The organism is Imbroritus primus (assembly GCF_964332355.1).
Classification (GTDB): Bacteria; Pseudomonadota; Gammaproteobacteria; order Burkholderiales; family Burkholderiaceae; genus Imbroritus; species Imbroritus primus.
On the sequence record NZ_OZ201293.1, the window covers coordinates 1,528,494 to 1,547,952 of the forward strand.

Genomic DNA, 19,459 nt, shown 5'->3' on the forward strand with positions numbered 1-19,459 from the left:
GTCAGGCGGATGCGGTGACGGGCAGGCCGGCGATTTCCAGATACTTGCGTATATCCACGGTATCCAGTTGCGATGGCATCAGGTAGTGCCGCGCATAGTCCAGATAGACACCACTCGTCAGGAACAGCTCGAACAGCGCGGGGTCGATGTGCCCGTCGCGTGCCATGGTGGCAAGGATGTTGAGCGACTCCGTGAGCGTCTTGGCTTTCTTGTAGGGACGGTCCGCGGCAGTCAGCGCTTCGAAGATGTCGGCGATGGCCATGACGCGCTCGGTGATACTGAGGTCTTTCGCCATCACCCGGCGCGGATAGCCGGAGCCGTTCATCTTCTCGTGGTGATGCCCGGCAATGGCGGGAATCCGCTGGAGTCCGCGCGGCAGGGGCAGGCTCTCGAGCATGATGATGGTCTGCACGATATGCTCGTTGACCTTGAAACGTTCTTCGGCGTTGAGCGTCCCGCGGCGAATGCTCAGGTTGTAGAGTTCGCCATGGTTATGGGCGTGGGCGGGCAGGGTCATGCGGAAGCCCCACCGATTACGCGGGTCGTCCGGCTCCACAGGCGGGCGGCGATCTCCCCACACCTGAATATGCTCGGGGCGATCGGATAGCAACGTTTCGACAACCGGCAATGGAGCAGTTTCAACCCTGGCAAGCTGCCGCGTTTCTGCCTCGGAGATGCCGATACTGTTGTCGAAATGCCGAGTCCACGGTTGCTTGCCAATATCGTTGAGCCGTGCGATGTCCGCATCCTCGACCGACTCAGTACCGACGTTGGCATGGGCAACGAAACGGAACATCTCCTGAAGCTCGGCCTGCCGCGCGTCACGCGCTTTCCGCAGGAGAGCAGGATCACCGCCTTCGGCAACCTGTTTCCAGTAGTCGATCTCGGCGTCGCGCCAGAGTACTTCGAAGCGCGTGCGGATCTCGTGGATGCGGTTGTAGAGCGTCTCCAGCTTGGTGGCCTTGTCGACGATGAAATCGGGGCTGGTGATCTTTCCGCAATCATGGAGCCAGGCGGCGATGCGGAATTCGTCGAGTTCGGCATCGGTCATGCTGAAATCCGCGAATGGTCCGGTCTTGGCTTCGATCACGCGATTCAGGAGCAGATGCGCCAGCTCCGGTACACGTTCGCAATGGCCAGCCGTATACGGGCTCTTGGCATCGATGGCGCCTGCGAGCAGCTTGATGATCGCATCAAGCAGGCGCTTCTGGTTTTCCAGCAACTGGCGGGTTTCGATCGCGACGGCCAAGGCGCCCGACAAATCACTGACGAAGTTATGGAACGCCTTCTCGAATCTTGGTGTGATGTTATGTTCGGCGGCCAGCTGGAGCACCAGCACACCCAGCAGGTTCTGCGCACGCCCACTCAATGACAGTACGAGATACCCGGGATGGTTGCCGAGGGCGGTGCGCACAGCGGCGACTGCCTCATCGGCATCTTGCGACGTGCACGCTACCTCTTCGGGATAGCGATCCGTTGCCGAAGCAGAGGCCAGCTGGAGCGACGCACCGGTATCGGGAAGCAGGTAGACTGCACCGCTCGCTACGCCGGAAATGCTCACCAGACGCTGCAGGACTTCATTCAAGGTCGCGTCGAGGCGGATTTCCTGGTTGAGTGTCAGCGTGATTGCCTCGAAGTCGCGGATGGTGCGCGACATGCGGCCCAGCACGTCGCTAAGCGTCTGGACCTCACGCACATGGGAGCGGACGCCGACCGGCTTGCTGAAATCGAATCCGGATAGCTCTTGCACCTGCTGCGCAAGCTGGTCGAGCGGCCGGCCCAACCGTCGCCCCAACACCAGTCCGATCAATAGCATCACGGGGGTCAGGATCGCAATCCAGAGGATCTCGTTGACGAGCACCTTGCGCCCCTCGGCTAGCATCTCCGCAGCCGGGACTGCAATCAACAGGTTGATTTCCTGCTGGCCCAGCCGCGATAGCGGGACCTTCATGCCATACCATTCGGCGCCAGCCGAGGAGTAGTGCGTGGGCTGGGCTGCAATGCCTTGGGCCAGTATCGCTGCGAGCGCCGACTGATCGGTCTCGGCCAGTGCCTTGAGGTGGAGGGGGCCATCGCCTCCGGCCACCGGATTACCGTGGTGATGTGCGATGACGAGCCCTTGCTCGTCGACGACTGCCAGCTGCGTGCCAGGCGTCATCTGTAGGTCGTCCATGCGGGCACTCAGGTCAGCGACGGACACGTCCAGGCCGATCACGCCATTGTTCCGGGCGCTACGCTGGGCAAGCGTGACGCCGGCTTCGCCCGTGGTGAAGAAGGTGTACGGATCGGTCAGGACCATCTTCGCGGTATGCGTGTACCAGGCGCGGGTGCGCGGATCGAAGTCGTAGTCGGGCTTGAGGTCTTCACGTAACAGGCGCAGCTCGGCATCATAGAAACGCCAGTGCCCCTGCCGGCCGCCCGTGGCGTTATTGGTGATGGTCTGGAGCAGGTAGGCGCTGTCCGCGGGCGCGTTCACGCGTGTGCGGGCTGGGGTGGTGCCCAGCCGGCGCAGCAGCAGGAAGTCGCCATTATCGAACCCGGCGTAGACGGCGCTCCACATGGCATTGGAATTGAGGAGCTGAGCGAGCACGGGCAGTCTCGCCAGTCGCGCGGTCATGTCGGTCGCGTTGGCGACGGGGTCGAGCGCGAGAATACGGATAGTTTGCTGGGCTGGTTCCAGGATGCGCTCTGCGCGCTCGTTGACGATGACACCTAGCTGTTCGGCATAATCCTCCGCCGCCGAGAGCACGATATTCTGCATGCCGGAATAGCTCCGCCATGTCAGCGTGCCGCCGAGGAGGGCGACGCCCGCAATGATGGCCCAGGCAATCAGGCTCTTGAGCGAGATGCCTCGCGATTTCCCGTTCATGCATGCCTCTCCGAGGGCTTGTAGGCTGGCTTTTCTAGTTGCTGTTGCCTGCGCCTGATTATATGAGCCGGTCATGGCCGGCCTTATTATGTTTTGCGATTATGCACGGCGGAAAGGAGATTATCCATCCATACATTCATTTTTTTGTATGGGGGTGCAATGAGATCGCTGTGGCTTTATGGTCAATTATCGGCTGGGTTATCCTCCTATGATTATTGGAGGGTATCGATTTGGGCGTTGTCGGCGGTTTTGCGCGCCCGGCTCAATGTCGCAATAATTCGAGGTGCGCCGCTGTGCGGCCATTGGCGGTGCCACGCGACACCGAGAGATGGCGGATTCTGAATATCCTGGTCAAATGAAATGCCAGGCAGCCCCAGGCCGCCATGACACCCATCGAAAGAGGGGGTAATGGGATTATGTATTCCGGGCATCCACGCCAGTGGCCGGATGCCCGGCCATTTCAGACGCGCGGGGGATCTGTTTCGCGCTCGGGATGGCGGTGCATCGCCAAGGCAGCAACGGTAGCCGCCATCGCACGGGCATCAGCCTGCTCCGCTTGGATGACGCCCGGGTCAGGTGCGTCAAGCGGGATGCCGGCGGCCTCCAGTAACTGACGCCCCGCGCCGATGGCGAGAATCGTCTTGGCGTGCCGGTACTGGTCGCGCAGGAATTCCAGCGCACGGCCGTCGTCGCTGAGCAGCGTGATTGCCGCTTGGCCATCCGGAATGATCACGCCGTCGAACAGGCAGGCGGGATGATTCTCCAGAGATGCATCGGCATCCAGCTGCGTGCCATCATCGGCGGCAAAGATGCCAACATGCTGGCCAACCATCCGCACCATCGCGCCTCGGTCGATCAATGCGTGAGCCATGGCCAGCACGGCGTCGGCATTGACCTGATCTGCCACCAGCAAGGCGATCTGGCGCGTTGCGATGCCGCCGTCGCCCGGGCGCGCCAGCTGGGAAAGTGCCGGCGACACGTCGACTTCCGGTTTCACTTCTACCGCCGTGGCGCGTGGCATGGGTTCCGGCAACGGCATACCAAGGCCCTCCGCCACCTCCGCCGCGAGCGGCTCTGAAACGTTCCGCAGCATGGATACGACGCGTTCGCGCACGGCCGGTACCGTGACCTTGCTGAGTTCGAAGCGGAAGGCCTGCGCAATATGCCGCTGTTCGTGCGGTGCCTGGCTGGCGTAGAACAGGCTGGCCTGTGCGAAATGCTCGGCAAATTTTTCCGGCTTGCCGCGCAGCTCATCGGCAGCGATGGGCTCGGGAAACGGGACGAACCCGGTGGCGCCTGCCTGGAATGGGCACCCGCCGCCGAGCGAGTTCGGCTCGTAGGCGACTCGACCGCGATGGATGGTCTGGCGGTGCATGCCATCGCGCTGATTGTTGTGTACCGCTGCCAGCGGCGCATTGATCGGCAGTTCGTGGAAGTTCGGGCCACCCAGGCGCGAGATCTGCGTATCGACGTAGGAGTGGATACGTCCGGCCAGCAGGGGATCGTTGGTGAAGTCGATGCCGCGCACCACATGTGCAGTGCAGAATGCGACCTGCTCGGTTTCCGCGAAGAAGTTGTCCGGATTGCGGTCGAGCACCATCCGGCCGATGGGGGTAATGGGGACCAGTTCTTCGGGGACGATTTTGGTGGCATCAAGCACATCGAAGCTGAATGCCTCCGCCTGCTCTTCGGTGAAGATCTGTACGCCCAGCTCCCACTCGGGATAGTGCCCGGTTTCAATGGCCTCCCACAGGTCGCGGCGGTGATAATCCGGGTCTGCGCCGGAGATCTTCACGGCTTCGTCCCACACCAGCGAATGCGTGCCCAGCATCGGCGTCCAGTGGAACTTGACCAGCACTGATGCGCCTTGGGCATTGACGAAGCGGAAGGTGTGTACCCCAAAACCCTGCATCATGCGATAGCTGCGCGGGATGGCACGATCTGACATCAGCCACAGCAACATGTGCGTGGACTCCGGCATCAGCGACACGAAATCCCAGAACGTGTCGTGCGCCGAGGCTGCTTGCGGCATGCCGTGGTGAGGCTCTGGCTTGACGGCATGGACCAGGTCGGGAAACTTCATGGCGTCCTGGATGAAGAACACAGGCATATTGTTGCCAACCAGATCCCAGTTCCCCTCATCGGTATAAAACTTCACCGCGAAGCCGCGCACATCGCGGGCCGTGTCCTTGGAGCCGCGCTCTCCCGCCACGGTTGAAAACCGCACAAACACTGGCGTACGCTTGCCTGCCTCGGCGAACAGCGACGCGCAGGTGATATCAGTAAGCGGCGCGTAGCACTCGAAATAACCGTGCGCCGCGGAGCCACGCGCATGCACGATACGCTCGGGAATGCGCTCGTGGTCGAAGTGCGTGATTTTCTCGCGGAGGATAAAGTCCTTGAGCAGGGCAGGGCCGCGCAGACCGGCCTTGAGCGAACTCTGGTTATCCGCGAGCGGCACGCCCTGGTTGGTCGTCATGACCTGCCCGCCGCCATCGGCGCGGACCCGGAGCAGATCACCGCCCACGCGATTGAGACCCGCCTCGGCGGGGCCGCCCGTCTTGCCGGATGCATTGGCTTCGGAAAGCGTACTGCCTGTGGCGTCCGGCGACGGTGGCACAGTGTGCTGACCTGTGATAGGAACAGCCGTAGCAGCACCGTATTCGGCGGGCTTGTTGGCGTTGAACGGCAGCGAGGCGGCCGTGGTGCCGGTATCGCGAGCCTTTCGCACCGCGGCTGGCAGGCGCTTACCGGTTGGTGGAAGCGCGGGGCCGCTGTCGGTCGTGCCATGCCCGGTAGTGAGAGAGGCTGCCGAGGCGGCGGATGCTGCGAGCTTATTTTTTCCGCCGGCTCCGCCGGCTGGTTTGCGTGTAGCCATGTGGGGGTCCTCGTAGCAACGCTCAGGCGCGCCGGCCGTTCAGCATCTGGTCGCGCGCCTGCTCGGCACGCGAGGCGCCGATGGCGGTCTCGACCTGCTTGACCTCCTCGGGCGGCGGCAACACGGCCGGAAAACCGAGGGACTCGATCCAGAGTTCGCGCGTCCATCCCTTGGTGTGATACAAGTGATGGTCCTCGTCTTTCTCGACGGCTTCATGCGCCTGTTTCAGCGCCTTGGCAAGATCGCCAGTGCTCTTCTCGGCAACCAGGCCGATCAGCTCCCAATTGGCGTGGTCCTTGGTTTCCGCCAGTACGACGCATTCCCCGGCGACCAACTGCGCGGCGGCGGGGTCGCCCGCCTGCTTAGCCATCTTCATCGCTTTCACCAGCGATTCCCCTTGGTGGCGGACGACCTGGCGGCCGGGTGTCATCTGCTGCGGATCGAGGCCAAGTGTTTCGAACACTGCCATCAGCACACTGTGGTGCGTGGTGGTCTGCTCAAGATACTCCTGCCATTCCTTGCGCAGGTCGTCATTGAGCGCACATTCGATCGCGGTCTCGTAGATCTGCATGCCGCCCGCTTCGGTTTCGAGGGCTTGGTAGAGCAGTTCGTGGATCTGGGCAGTATTGCCTGATTTCTTCGACATTGCGGACTCCCTTGACTGATGGTGGACATGGTTGGGCACTCAGTGTCTGGCCCTTGGCGACATGCAGCCGGGCTGGACAGCCCGTGACATGGCCTTTCCGGTCAGTCTAGGGAGATTTGCCCGCACACTCCGTCAGGGAACGTCTGACAGTTGTGTGGGGATATTCTGGTGTAGACCGGAAATGGGAGTGGCATGGCGTGGGCATCGAATGGGGGCAGCCTCCGCTTCTGTGAGAAAATGCGGCAGGCGGCCGGACGGTCGTCACTTCGATGCAGTTTTCCGCTTTTTTCATGACCTACACCGTCAAAGAGATCTTCTATACCTTGCAAGGCGAGGGCGCCAATGCTGGCCGGGCTGCGGTGTTCTGTCGCTTTGCCGGATGCAACCTGTGGACCGGACGCGAGCGCGACCGTGCGACGGCGGTCTGTCAGTTCTGCGATACCGATTTCGTTGGCACGGACGGCACGCTCGGCGGCAAGTACGCCTCGGCCGAGGCGCTGGCCGCGGTCGTGGCTGCCCAATGGCCGGCGCCGTTGCCAGATGAGGCCGGTGGACGGCCCCTGGTCGTATGCACGGGTGGCGAACCGTTGCTGCAACTCGATGCGCCATTGATCGCCGCCTTGCGCGCCCAGGGATTCGAGATCGCCATCGAGACCAACGGCACGCTGCCAGTCCCGGAGGGTGTTGACTGGATCTGCGTGAGCCCCAAGATGGGCGCTGAACTCGTGGTGACGCGTGGCGACGAGCTAAAGGTCGTGATTCCCCAAGCCGGACAAGACTTTGCCGCCTACGAGGCGCTCGATTTCCGCCATCTCCTGGTGCAGCCCATGGATGGCCCGCTGCAGCGTGAAAATACCGCGGCCGCCGTCCGGTTCTGCCAGGACCATCCGCGCTGGCGCCTGAGCCTGCAAACCCACAAGTTGCTGGGTATCCGCTGAGATGCCGAGCCATATCCGCTCGTACCAAACATTGCCGTCATGACTAAACAGGTTTCCATCACTCGCCGCCTCGAATTCGATGCCGGGCACCGCATTCCCAGCCACGGAGGGCAGTGCCGCAACCTGCATGGCCATCGCTACCAGCTCGAATTGACGCTGTCGGGCCAGGTGCTGCACAGCGAAGGCGCATCGGATGACGGCATGATCCTCGATTTCGGCGATGTCAAGACGCTCGCCCACGAGCACCTGGTGTCCAAGTGGGACCATGCCTTTCTGATCTACCGGGGCGATACGGCGCTGCTGAATTTCCTCAACAGCATGGACAATCACAAGACCTTCGTGCTGGACGATATCCCGACCGTGGAAAACCTTGCACAGGCAGCGTTTGCCATGCTCGCGCCGGTCTTCCGCGACTGCTTCGGTCACCAGCTGTACCTGTCGCGCCTGGTGTTGTACGAAACCCCGAACTGCTGGGCCGAGGTCACCATGCAGGCACCGCGCACGGTACAAGACTGATGGCGGCACTGCCCGAACCGACGGCGGAGCAGGATGCGCAGTTCATGGCTGCCGCGCTTGAGCAGGCGCGGCTGGCGCAGGCTGCGGGCGAGGTGCCCGTGGGGGCGGTGGTCGTCCACCAGGGTGCGATCATCGCCAGCGGACACAACCGCCCGATTGGTGCGCATGATCCGTCGGCCCACGCCGAGATGCAGGCGCTGCGGGCCGCGGCGCTGCATCTGGGCAACTACCGGTTGCCCGAGTGCGACGTGTATGTCACGCTGGAGCCCTGTGTCATGTGTGCGGGCGCCATGTTGCATGCACGCGTGCGGCGCGTGGTGTATGGTGCGCCGGACCCCAAGACTGGGGCCTGCGGCAGCGTGCTCAACCTGTTCGCGGAAGCCCGGTTGAATCACCAGACGACGGTCACCGCAGGGTGCGAGGCCGAAGCCTGTAGCCAGATTCTCAAGGATTTTTTTGCCGAGCGGCGTGCGCAGCGTAAGGCGCTCCGCGATATCCAGGACTAGATCCGCATGGAGCAAGGCGGTATGGAACGCGCATACGAGGAACAGCAAGCTGACGGGCATCCGCTCGCCCAGCCACACTTGCATGGCCGATTCAACCGCTTCTCCGGGGTTGCCTCATGCTGATCCGCCTGCACGCGCCCTCCGGTTACCCGCATCCCGTTGAACGCGCCGAGCGCGGCATTGCCGTGCTGCGCGAGCTGGGCTACCGGGTGGAAGGCGAGGGCGCTATCGCGCGCCGTCACCAGCGCTTTGCCGGGACCGACGATGAACGCCTGGCCGACCTGCACAGCATCGGCGCGGGCGACACCCCGGGCATTGCCCTGATGGTGCGTGGCGGCTACGGCCTGAGCCGGCTGCTCGAGCGCATCGACTATGCGCGCGTGGCGCGGCAGGTGGCGCACAGCGGCACGCTGATGGTCGGGCACAGCGATTTCACGGCCTTCCAGCTGGCCTATCTGGCGCAGACCGGCGGTGTCAGCTTTGCCGGGCCGATGCTGTCAGCCGATTTCGGCGCGGAACCGGTGGATCCTTTCATGGCCGCGCATTTCCGTGCCGTGACCACGACCCCGACCGTGACCGAGACCATCGCCGAGCCGCAGCCGTACGACGTGCCGCTGGAGGGCACGCTGTGGGGCGGCAATCTCGCCATGCTGTGCAGCCTCGTCGGCACACCATGGATGCCGCGCATCCGCGACGGCATCCTGTTCGTGGAGGATGTCAACGAGCATCCGTACCGCGTCGAGCGCATGCTGCTGCAATTGTGGCAAGCCGGCGTTCTGTCCGGCCAGCGCGCGGTGCTGCTGGGCGATTTTTCGTCGTACCGGACGACGGATTACGACAATGGCTACGACCTTGGCGAGATGGTCGCCTGGCTACGCGCGACCTTGCCGGTTCCCATCTTCACGGGGCTGCCATTTGGCCACTGTGCCCGCAAGATGACTCTGCCCGTCGGCGGGCATGCGGTCGTGGCGCCGCACCCTCTGGGCTACACGCTGACGCTTTCCGCCTATCCCGTGCTGTCGGCCTAGGTCCGCCTGGAGCAGGGGCAAGGCGAGGGTGGCTGCGTCGCTGCCATCATGCCCGGGTGGTACAATACAAGGTTTGGCCCGCGCGGAATGCCGCGCCCCGGCGGAATGCACCGCATCCGGGAGGGCCTGCTTTCTCATTGCCTTGCCCGCTACGCGCCCGTTGCCGGGGGGCACAGCTAAATTCAGGATCGACCCGTGCTTTCGACTGCCAACATCACCATGCAATTCGGGCCCAAGCCCTTGTTCGAGAACATCTCGGTCAAGTTCGGCGAAGGTAACCGTTACGGCCTCATCGGGGCCAACGGCTGCGGTAAATCGACGTTCATGAAGATCCTCGGTGGCGACCTCGAGCCGTCGTCGGGCAACGTCATGATCGAGCCGGGCGTGCGCCTCGGCAAGCTGCGCCAGGACCAGTTCGCCTACGAAGACATGCGCGTGCTGGACGTGGTGATGATGGGCCATACCGAGATGTGGGCTGCCGCGAGCGAGCGCGACGCCATCTACGCCAACCCCGAAGCGAGCGACGAGGATTACATGCGCGCCGCCGAACTGGAGGCCAAGTACGCCGAATACGACGGCTACACCGCCGAGGCGCGTGCCGGCGAGTTGCTGTTGGGCGTGGGCATTCCGACGGCCCAGCACGACGGTCTGATGAGCAACGTCGCGCCCGGCTGGAAGCTGCGCGTGCTGCTGGCGCAGGCGCTATTCTCCGATCCGGACGTGCTGCTGCTAGACGAACCGACCAACAACCTGGACATCAACACCATCCGCTGGCTGGAAGGCGTGCTGAACCAGCGCAACTGCACGATGATCATCATCTCGCACGACCGCCACTTCCTGAACATGGTCTGCACGCACATGGCGGATATGGACTACGGTACGCTGAAGGTCTATCCGGGCAATTACGACGACTACATGGAAGCCTCCATGCAGGCGCGTGCCCGCGTGCTGGCCGCCAACGCCAAGGCCAAGGAACGCATCGCCGAACTGCAAGACTTCGTGCGCCGTTTTTCGGCCAACAAATCCAAGGCCCGCCAGGCCACCAGCCGCGCCAAGCAGATCGAGAAGATCCAGGTGGACGACGTCAAGCCGTCGTCGCGCCAGAACCCGTTCATCCGATACGAGTTCGAGAAGAAACTGCATAACCTGGCGGTCGAGGCAACCGGCCTCTCGAAGGCTTACGATCGCCCGATCATCAGCAATCTGGATTTCTCCGTGCGCGCCGGTGAAAAGATCGCCATCATCGGCGAGAACGGCGCGGGCAAGACCACGCTGCTGCGCACGCTGCTGCATGGCGCGGTGCCAAACGCCCTGACGCCGGACCGCGGTGAGGTGCGCTGGGCCGAGAATGCCAACGTCGGCTACATGCCGCAGGACACGATGGAAGAGTTCCCCAACGACGAGATCGTATTCGACTGGATGACGCGCTGGGCCCAACCGGGCGATGACGAGCAGGTGATCCGCGGTACCCTGGGGCGGCTGCTGTTCAACGCAGACGATATCCGCAAATCGGTGCAGGTGCTGTCGGGCGGCGAAAAGGGCCGCATGATCTGGGGCAAGCTGATGCTTGGCAAGCACAACGTACTGGCGCTGGACGAGCCGACCAACCACATGGACATGGAGTCCATCGAATCGCTGCAGATCGCGCTGGAGAAGTTCACCGGCACACTGATTTTCGTCTCGCATGACCGCGAGATCGTCAGCGCGCTGGCCACCCGCATCGTCGAGGTACGCAACGACGGCACCGTCACCGACTATCTCGGCACCTACGACGAGTACCTCGAGAGCCAGGGTATCGCTGGCTGAATTCCTGCCGTTCCCGTGCATCCGCCGGCTCGTCGTCGGCGGCAGCGGCGCGCGCGGCGCCTGCCGCTACTTCTGGCGATTCAGGTATGCCGGCTGAAAACGTTGGGCCGTCCCTTCACGCGTGATCCGTTCCCAGATGACGCGCTTTTCCGCCTCATCGAAAAACACCCAGTTCGCCACCTCCATGGCGGTTCGCCCGCATCCCTGGCAGACCTCGTCGAACAGGGTGGAGCAGATGCCAATGCAGGGGCTGTCGGGGCGGTCGTGAAGCTGGTCGGACATACTCGGGGTTAAATGGGGCAAGGGGTAAGTCTGGCAGACTACCACGACTGGGGCATGGCAAATGCCATGTCCGTGCCTGCGTTGGGGGCAGATGCAGGTTGCGACGGGCCGATGCCAACACGCAACGCTAGGCCCGGATTTCGCCTCCTTGCTCCGGCTATCGGAAAACGTCGGCAACATACTACATTCCCACGGTTTCAGAGCCGGAATGCGTTGATACGTCAATATTTTCGCGTTCCTGTGCGGTAGAATGCGCTTCAATTGCCCAACACCACAATAATGCGATACCGCGCATGAATTTCCGCTTGGCCGGGCGGGCCTGGCTTTCCCTTCCGCTCCTGTTCGCGATCCTGCTTCTTGCGCCGGTGACATTCTTGCGTGCAGCACCAAGCGAGACATTGGATGCCTCGCAGGATATGGCTGTGAGCCAGATTCTCAATGGCATTCTCAGCTACGCACGATGGCCTGCCGGAACGCTGGAGGGGGATACGCTCCGCTTATGCCTGATCGGCTCCCCCAGGCATGCCGAATTCCTCGGATATCACAGCGCCATCATCGACGGCCGGCGCATCGTCGTGGAGCGCAAGACGCCTGCCGATCTGCCCGGCACGTGCAATGCCTTGTATACCGGCGCGCTCGACAACGCGGAACGTGACACGATGGTCCGCAATGTCGTTGGCAAGCCGGTTCTCGTCATCAGCGAGCGGGGCGAAAGCTGTAGCGTTGCAAGCATGTTCTGCCTGACGGCTGTCGACCGGCGCGTCACATTCGAAATCAACCTGGACGCAGTTGCCCGCAGTGGCATTCGCATCCATCCCAGCGTGCTCAAGCTGGCCCGTCCGCAGGTGCGCCCATGAGACGCACTCTACGGCGTGACATCGGTTCACTTCCCGGCAAGTCCACCGGATTACGGCAGATGCTGTACCGCGGAAACCTCTGGATAGCCACGCTGGCAGTGTGCCTGATTGGCCTGCTGATTATCCCGCTTGGCGTCCTGAACCTGCGGGCATATGCCAGCAATAACCTCAACCTGATCGCCCGCTCCATGGCCTACACCGTGGAAGCCGCCGTCGTGTTCGCGGATGCGCAGGCTGCGGAGGACACCTTGCGGCACATCGGCCTGACGGAAGACGTGACCGAAGCTACGGTGTTCGACAACCATGGCCAGCAATTCGCTCATTGGGAGCAACCTTCCCCGGACGTATTGGACAAAGCGGCGCGCTACGTCCCGGACTGGATTCGCGTGCCGCCGGCCCGCCAGCACTTGCTGTACCAGGGACGGACCATCGGCGAGATTCATGTGCAAGGGCTTAACCAGACGCTGCTGCAATTCCTGATAGCGGGCGTCCTTGGCATCATCGCCTGCCTGGCCTTGACGGTCGCAGTAGCCGGCATGCTTTCCCGCCGTCTGGTCAGCCGGATTCTCAAGCCTCTCAACCAGCTGGCCGAGGTTGCACATGCGGTGCGCACGGACCGTGCCTTCAATCGTCGTGTTCCGGATTCACAGATTCACGAGCTGCATGCGCTTGGTGGTGACTTCAATGCCTTGCTTGACGAGCTGGAGGACTGGAATACGCGCAATGAGAGCGAAAAAGCTTCGCTGACGCACCAGGCGTTTCATGACAGCCTCACAGGATTACAGAATCGCGCATTGTTTGTGGAGCGCCTCAATGCGGCGATGATGCACGCTCGAGAGACCGGAAGGGAAGTCGCGGTGCTGTTCATCGATGGGGATTCGTTCAAGTCGATCAATGACGAGCGCGGCCATGCTGCGGGGGACGCAGTGCTGATTGCCATCGCGGAACGCATCCGCGCACGCGTCCGAAAGGATGATGTGGTCGTGCGGCTTGGAGGCGACGAGTTTGCCATCATGCTGGCCCCCATGGAAGACAGCGCCCGGGCACTGGAACTTGCCGACGCCATCCTCTCAAGTATGCGGGCGCCGATCCATCTCCCCGATGGCGGTGAGATCATCGCCTCGCTCAGCATCGGAGTTGCCCTCTATCCCCGGCACGGCGAAACTTCCCACGACCTGTTGCACGCGGCTGACGAGGCGATGTATCGCGCCAAGCGCCTGGGACCTGGCAGTCGCTGGCTGGCGGATACCGGATCAGGTCTGTTGCTGTCAGAGCGCATGACTACCAACTGAGGATTTCAATATGCGTTTTATCCACCTTCCTCACATGCTGCGCGCAGCGCGGTTGTTCCTCGCGATGCTGCTGGGTGCGGCGGTACTTGCCGCATGTGCATCCAACCCGCGCAAGGAGGGGCTCAGCGAGCGGCAGATTGCGGTGCTGAAGGAGCAGGGATTCAAGCTAACGGAGGATGGCTGGGCTTTCGGCATGTCGAGCAAGATACTGTTCGGCAACGATGAGGACAAGATCAGCGATGAGAGCCGTCCCGTGATTTTCCGAATCTCCCGCGCCTTGCTCGATGCCGGGATCGATAGTGTGCGGCTGGAGGGGCATACCGATTCGCAAGGTGCTGCAGACTACAACCAGCGCTTGTCGGTACGCCGCGCCGAGGCTGTTGCCCAGGTATTCATCGAGGCCGGCATGCCGAAAGCCAATGTCCGTGCCATGGGCATGGGCATGTCCAAGCCAGTGGCGGATAACCAGACTGCCGTGGGACGCCTGGAAAATCGGCGCGTGACGATCATCGTACCGGTGGAGTAAGAGACGACCTACCTGCGGACATGCGCCTGATTGGCGTCAACACCTTCGCTGAATCCGAACTCGGGGCAATAACGCTTTAATCCTGTTGTTCAGGCAGTTTGTAGTGTTGTGGACTCCATCTCGGTCCGGCCACCGCCGGCGCGCTTGGCGCGGTACAGCGCCTGGTCAGCTGCATCGAACAGTGCATCCGTGTCGGGATGTTCGCCATCGACCATGGCAATACCGATCGACACGCCAATGCGGATATCTTCCGTAATACCCGGCAAGGTCACGGGAGCGGTGACATTCCGGATCACGCGGTCGGCAAGGGCGCGCGCTGTCACCTGGTCCATGTCCCGAGCCAGCACCACAAACTCGTCTCCGCCAATACGCGCAGCAAGATCCTCGGGACGCAGGCTGTCCTGGATGCGATGCGCGATGATGGTCAACAGCCGGTCTCCCGCTGTGTGGCCATGGGCATCATTGATCGTCTTGAAGCCATCCAGGTCCATGTAGAGGAGGGCGGCGTTGTGCGCCTGCGGTGCGCCGGGCCGACAGAGCGCATCGACGGCATCGAGGATTCCTGTCCGGTTGGCCAGCCCGGTCAGGGGGTCCTGCTTGGCGCGTAGTTCGTTGGCGCGCTCCGCCAGCATTGTCGAGACCAGGATCTTGTTCAACTTGACGGCAGCGAGCCCCATCGCCACAAAGTAGAAGGGCACCTGGATAAAAGCAATCAGCGTGGAGGGCTCTGGCGAAAACATCGCGCCAAGGCACATCGGGCCGAGCGTTAGCAGGATCATCGCGCATACCAGCCGCGGCGCGCCGTAGTTACGGAAGCAGATGCCACCCGCCATGGCGCCACACGACACGCCAGCGAGTGTTGCCGGCAGCCAGTCGCCATGCATGAACGTAATGAACACGCCGTATCCCACACTCGCGGCCCATGCGAGCGCCAGGATGATATAGGCATCCGTTAGCGTCCTGCGGCCGGTGCGCGCCGCCCTGAGCGATGCCCACAGGACATAGGCGCGCAGCAGGGCAAGCGCCGTTTCAAAGATGAGCCAATACGTGTAAACCGGCTCTGGTTTCAGCCACGCAATGATCCCCGCGATCATGATGGTATTGACCACGCCGCCCAGAAAAATGGGAATCGTACCGAACAGGCTGGCCAGCAACGCCCCCCGAATCTCCTGTGGAACATCCTCCCCCACGGCGGTCAGCCAGCGCGTCAAGCGCCAGGTGGGCGGGGTGAATGTCGGGGCGGGGCGGGGCATGAGCGATAAGTGACCTGTTGATCTGCGTGCGATAGTCTGCCGGAATACAAAACGGTTCGAATCCGTTCCTGAACAGACCAGGAATCCGCATTGCATTCGGCCATAGCCTGCACGTCGCACCCATGCAGGCTCGGACTAGTGCCTGGACAGCGTGAAGCGACCTGCTGCCAGATCATGCACCAGCAAAGTAAACCAATGTGCTGGACAGAATATCAAATTGCGCCATGCACAGGTGAGATCTGCATCATATTTTTTGCCGGATAACGGTTGCAGGAGCCAATCGGCAAGGATTGCGCATAATCCAGACCACGTGCCCGACAACGAGACCGGCAGAAAATGCTAACCGCATGAACGCGGAAAACAGATACGCCAATATTTGCGGGCGATGTGCTGACAGGCGATTCACATTTCATAATCCGACCTGAGTTCTGCTGATTCCGGCATATGCATGTCACATGCTATCTTCATGCGCCGAACCGGCATGGGTGCGACCCTGGACAGTAGATTCGCCCAGCTATCAAGACGCCAGAAATTGAAGCAGAGAGGCATCAGGGCGTTTGTGCCGGCCGGCCGCACAGGCTGGCGCAGCGCGTTCCAATCAACGACACGCAGAGGCCATCGGTGCCGACTCCGAGCAGCGTGGCGAGGTGCAAGCTCGCGGTGACCGCCGTCTTGATAGAGACTGGCTAATTGCCATGGCAGTCAATTCATTATTTAACATAACATACATTATGCGAAATATCGTCAAGTCTAGACAATGCCAAATTCCCGCTATCAGTCGATCACCACCACCCGATTACGGGATAGCGAATCAAGAGCCAGGCGCATACGGTCTGGCTCTTTTTTTTGTCAAGGATCGTGACATGAAGGACCCCAGCCGGCACTGGATGAATGCGGCCGAATTCGAGCATCTCACCTCAGGCATTCCGCGAAAATATTTGTGCCGCATGTTGCGACGCTGCGACAGAACTCTACGTGATTGGCAAAGCGGACGCCGGCCTGTACCGCTCTGGGTCAGAGATAGCCTATTCACACAACGTCATGCGGGGCCCGGGCTATACCGAGGACATCTGCAAAGCCCTGCAGATCAGCGCTGCCCGCCGGCAAGACAATTCCCAGAAGATCGTCGACGGCGTTAGCGGCGGTCTGTCCCGCGTAGGCGTCGATATTCCGCTCACCCCGGACGGCAACTTCAAGCTCACCATCGCCGCCCAGCTGACCGGCAGCGATGGCCATGTCCTCTTCATCGCCAACGAAAACCATGCCACCCAGATCATGTTTGGGCGGGAAACCGGTCTGAACAAAGTGTTCAACGCCGGTCTCGGCCTCAGCCAGGATGTTGGCGCCGCCACAGTAACAGCGGGCGGCGAAATGTCGATCGGCAACGAAACAACCAAACTCTCCGGCTGCACCATCTCGATCCTGCGTGATGCGATCAACGACTACGATAATCCCGCCCAAGCAGGCAATACCGACGCGGCAGCTGGCACCCTCACGCCCGGCAAACACGAACTCGCCAAGCGCAACGTCGAGCACCTGGGCGCACTCGGCGAATTCCGCGCCGTGGAAATCAACATCCACGAGCTGCACGCACTTATGGCGAACAACCCTACCAATCTCACGCCTGAGCAACTCGTCGCCCTGCGGTATCCCGAAAAGGGCCGCCCCAATGTCGACCTCCCGGAAGCTGCCAGAAGAATCCGCCCTCTCGATGGCGTCCACCTTACCGAGGAACAGCGCAAAGCCATGCGCCATCCGGACAGCAAACGCCTGATCGATGAAATGTCCGGATATGACTATTTCTCGCGCTTCTTCATGACCTTGCGTCATGACGACCACATCGTCCGCGTCACGGAAACCGAACAGAACACCGTCACAGACAAGGTGAACGTCGCCCTCAATGCCAAGTTCAAGGGAAACCTCAACGGCATCGTTCCCGCCGAACTTAAGGCCACGGCAATCAGCCATACCCATGCCCACCAGGTCAATCATCGGCGCGATGTACAGGGTGCCATCAATTTCGAGTACCTCATGAACACCGTCACCGAAAGCACCACACGCGGTGTCAGCGCCACCCTGGCTGCTCCCGACGAAACCATCGGCAGCGATATCACCATGTCAGGCGACGGCATTGGCTACACCAAGCGCATCGGCTTCATGATGGAGCGCACGCTCGTCAAGCTGTTGAGCCACGACGAAGGCGGCGAGAACCTGCGCACTATCGATATCGCTTCATTGTGATACCGCAGAAAAGGCTCACCGCGCATGGCCAAGAGTGGTTTCCCGGCCTTCATATTTGTCCGCCCGTTCCCGCAATAAATTTTCAATACCAGGTGCCGCCAGCCGTCGCGCCGGCAATGCAAAGTCGATGCCGAGCGTATCGAGGCGCTTCTTCAGGGCCAGATTGACTGACTGCTGCGCGTCCATGTACAGGTTGTAATCCGGGCTGGTAACGAAGTACACCACTTCAAAGTTCAACGCGCTTTCGCCGAATTCCTTGAAGTGCGCGCGGTCGAAGCGCGCGTTGCCCGCCGCTTCGATGGCCTCGCGCACGATGCGGGGGATCTGTTCCAGCTGGGCGGCGGGCGTCGTTTGGGCAATGCCGAAGGCAAACTGGATGCGACGTTCGGCCATGCGCTTGTAGTTGTGGATGGTATTGGTGAGCAGTTGCGTGTTGGAGCAGACGATCTGTTCGCCGCTGAGCGCGCGGATGCGGGTGGTTTTGAGGCCGACATGCTCGACGCTGCCGGCAATGTCGCCAAACACGATGAAATCGCCGATCTCAAACGGTTTGTCGAGGCCGATGGCGGCCGAGGCGAACAGGTCGCCGAGGATGTTCTGCACGGCCAGCGCCACGGCCACGCCACCGATGCCCAGGCTGGCGACCATGGCGGTGATGTTGATGCCCATGTTGGCCAGTACGGCGAGCACGACGAGGGCCCAGACGAACAGCCGCAGAATCCAGGAGATGATGGTGGTGATGACGGGGTTGCCGGTGTTTCCTTGCCGCTGGTCGAGACGGTGCTTCACCCAGTAGCTGATGCCCTGGTTGAGCCACAGACCGATCTGCAACCCAACGACAAGAAACCATAAGTAGTCGATGCGTGTATGCCACCGCTCGGGTAGGTCGAGCATACGGCTGGCAAGGAGGAACGCAACCGCCAGTAGCGCCCACTGGCGCGTGCTGGTGAGCATCTGACCGAGCAGGTCATCGAAGTTCGTGGCAGTTTGCCGGGCTGCCCTGGCGCTGCGCTCGCCCGCGAAGCGAAAGACGATGCGCAAGACCAGATAGATCGCGAGCCCCGCCGCACCTGCGCTCAACCAGCGCAGCACCGAGTTGCCCAGGAGCTCCGTTTCGAACCACGTCATGCAATTGCCCTCCTCACGAGATGGTTGGTAGATGGCGGGTTATTGCTGTCGCTCAGCCTCCGCCTGATTGCTGACTCGCTGAGACACCCGCCGCAAGGCTGACAGCACCACCAGCGCCAGCAGCGCGCATAGCACGGCGGTTGCCAGCTTGCCCATGCCGGCAGTGGCACCGATGGCTGCGGTGAGCCAGATGCTGGCGGCCGTCGTCAGGCCGATAATCTCCTGACTGTCATTGAGCTTGATGATCGCCCCTGCGCCGAGAAATCCCACGCCGGCAACCACGCCCTGCAGGACACGGCTGAGGTCGGCGATTTCCATGCCGGCCTGCAGCGGTACAAGCACGAACAGTGCCGCACCGAGTGCTACCAGCATGTGCGTGCGCAGGCCGGCTGAACTGCCGCGCCGTTCGCGGTCGTAGCCGAGCAGGCCGCCAAGCAGCATCGCGGCCAGCAGCCGCAGTGTTACCCGCACGAACTCCGCGGCATCGGGCATGTCGGCGAATTCCGAGAGCAACGCACTGGTGATCTCGGTCCAGAGATCAGGCGAAAGATGGTCTTGCATCGCTGGCTCCTGTCAAATGTATTCACCTGCAGCATCTGCGTTCCGCGTCACGCATGGATTACGCATTACATATGTATTTTTTTCAGCCAGGGCGTGGTAACGATGCATTGCACGTGCGCTGCAACGCGATTC

The 19,459-nt window shown here is 61.8% G+C and carries 16 protein-coding genes; 9 read left to right on the forward strand and 7 right to left on the reverse strand.

Annotated features, from left to right (window positions below; genetic code table 11):
- Position 1: 1 nt before the first annotated feature.
- The 3 genes from ACQ3C8_RS07005 to ACQ3C8_RS07015 form a co-directional block, all read right to left on the reverse strand.
- Positions 2-2,869: an HD domain-containing phosphohydrolase gene (locus ACQ3C8_RS07005; RefSeq protein WP_428852944.1), complete on the reverse strand. Its 2,868-nt coding sequence runs from the start codon at positions 2,867-2,869 to the stop codon at positions 2-4.
- Positions 2,870-3,329: 460 nt separating this feature from the next.
- Positions 3,330-5,747: a catalase gene (locus ACQ3C8_RS07010; RefSeq protein ID WP_428852945.1), complete on the reverse strand. Its 2,418-nt coding sequence runs from the start codon at positions 5,745-5,747 to the stop codon at positions 3,330-3,332.
- 22 nt (positions 5,748-5,769) lie between these two features.
- On the reverse strand, positions 5,770-6,393 hold the full coding sequence (locus ACQ3C8_RS07015) for a hypothetical protein (protein WP_009522636.1): 624 nt from the start codon (positions 6,391-6,393) through the stop codon (positions 5,770-5,772).
- 290 nt (positions 6,394-6,683) lie between these two features.
- On the opposite strand from ACQ3C8_RS07015, the gene queE reads away from it, so the two are divergent.
- The 5 genes from queE to ACQ3C8_RS07040 all read left to right on the forward strand — a co-directional run bounded on the left by queE (position 6,684) and on the right by ACQ3C8_RS07040 (position 11,187).
- Positions 6,684-7,331 (forward strand): 7-carboxy-7-deazaguanine synthase, encoded by a 648-nt coding sequence (gene queE, locus ACQ3C8_RS07020; protein WP_428852946.1) that lies wholly within the window; start codon positions 6,684-6,686, stop codon positions 7,329-7,331.
- A gap of 39 nt (positions 7,332-7,370) precedes the next feature.
- Entirely contained in the window at positions 7,371-7,847 is a 477-nt protein-coding gene (queD, locus tag ACQ3C8_RS07025; protein WP_009522638.1) for a 6-carboxytetrahydropterin synthase QueD, read from the forward strand.
- Positions 7,847-8,353 carry a tRNA adenosine(34) deaminase TadA gene (gene tadA, locus ACQ3C8_RS07030; protein ID WP_428852947.1) on the forward strand — a complete coding sequence of 169 codons (507 nt, stop codon included), beginning with the start codon at positions 7,847-7,849 and terminating at the stop codon, positions 8,351-8,353. Before queD ends, tadA begins: the two co-directional genes overlap by 1 nt.
- 116 nt (positions 8,354-8,469) lie before the next feature.
- The gene (ldcA, locus tag ACQ3C8_RS07035; protein WP_428852948.1) at positions 8,470-9,381 is read left to right on the forward strand and encodes a muramoyltetrapeptide carboxypeptidase; all 912 of its coding nucleotides are present in this window, start codon (positions 8,470-8,472) and stop codon (positions 9,379-9,381) included.
- Between the two features lie 195 nt (positions 9,382-9,576).
- Entirely contained in the window at positions 9,577-11,187 is a 1,611-nt protein-coding gene (locus ACQ3C8_RS07040) for an ABC-F family ATPase (RefSeq protein WP_009522642.1), read from the forward strand.
- 66 nt (positions 11,188-11,253) lie between these two features.
- Here ACQ3C8_RS07040 and ACQ3C8_RS07045 read toward each other — a convergent pair whose 3' ends face one another.
- Positions 11,254-11,469, reverse strand: a complete 216-nt coding sequence (locus ACQ3C8_RS07045; RefSeq protein WP_009522643.1) for a DUF1289 domain-containing protein — start codon at positions 11,467-11,469, stop codon at positions 11,254-11,256.
- A gap of 305 nt (positions 11,470-11,774) precedes the next feature.
- Between ACQ3C8_RS07045 and ACQ3C8_RS07050 the strand changes: the two genes are divergently transcribed.
- Genes ACQ3C8_RS07050 through ACQ3C8_RS07060 form a run of 3 tightly spaced genes read left to right on the forward strand, consistent with a single transcriptional unit; the run spans position 11,775 to position 14,144 of the window.
- On the forward strand, positions 11,775-12,326 hold the full coding sequence (locus ACQ3C8_RS07050) for a YfiR family protein (RefSeq protein ID WP_428852949.1): 552 nt from the start codon (positions 11,775-11,777) through the stop codon (positions 12,324-12,326).
- Between the two features lie 59 nt (positions 12,327-12,385).
- Positions 12,386-13,618 (forward strand): diguanylate cyclase domain-containing protein, encoded by a 1,233-nt coding sequence (locus ACQ3C8_RS07055; RefSeq protein ID WP_428852950.1) that lies wholly within the window; start codon positions 12,386-12,388, stop codon positions 13,616-13,618.
- Between the two features lie 10 nt (positions 13,619-13,628).
- Entirely contained in the window at positions 13,629-14,144 is a 516-nt protein-coding gene (locus ACQ3C8_RS07060) for an OmpA family protein (protein WP_428852951.1), read from the forward strand.
- A gap of 89 nt (positions 14,145-14,233) precedes the next feature.
- Here ACQ3C8_RS07060 and ACQ3C8_RS07065 read toward each other — a convergent pair whose 3' ends face one another.
- A complete protein-coding gene (locus ACQ3C8_RS07065; protein WP_428852952.1) occupies positions 14,234-15,397 on the reverse strand; it encodes a diguanylate cyclase in 1,164 nt (387 codons plus the stop codon).
- 975 nt (positions 15,398-16,372) lie between these two features.
- On the opposite strand from ACQ3C8_RS07065, the gene ACQ3C8_RS07070 reads away from it, so the two are divergent.
- Positions 16,373-17,638 carry a hypothetical protein gene (locus tag ACQ3C8_RS07070; RefSeq protein WP_428852953.1) on the forward strand — a complete coding sequence of 422 codons (1,266 nt, stop codon included), beginning with the start codon at positions 16,373-16,375 and terminating at the stop codon, positions 17,636-17,638.
- Between the two features lie 15 nt (positions 17,639-17,653).
- Here the strand turns inward: ACQ3C8_RS07070 and ACQ3C8_RS07075 are convergent, their stop codons facing one another.
- Positions 17,654-18,766 (reverse strand): mechanosensitive ion channel family protein, encoded by a 1,113-nt coding sequence (locus tag ACQ3C8_RS07075; RefSeq protein ID WP_428852954.1) that lies wholly within the window; start codon positions 18,764-18,766, stop codon positions 17,654-17,656.
- A gap of 39 nt (positions 18,767-18,805) precedes the next feature.
- Entirely contained in the window at positions 18,806-19,327 is a 522-nt protein-coding gene (locus ACQ3C8_RS07080; protein ID WP_009522656.1) for an MgtC/SapB family protein, read from the reverse strand.
- Positions 19,328-19,459: the final 132 nt, after the last annotated feature.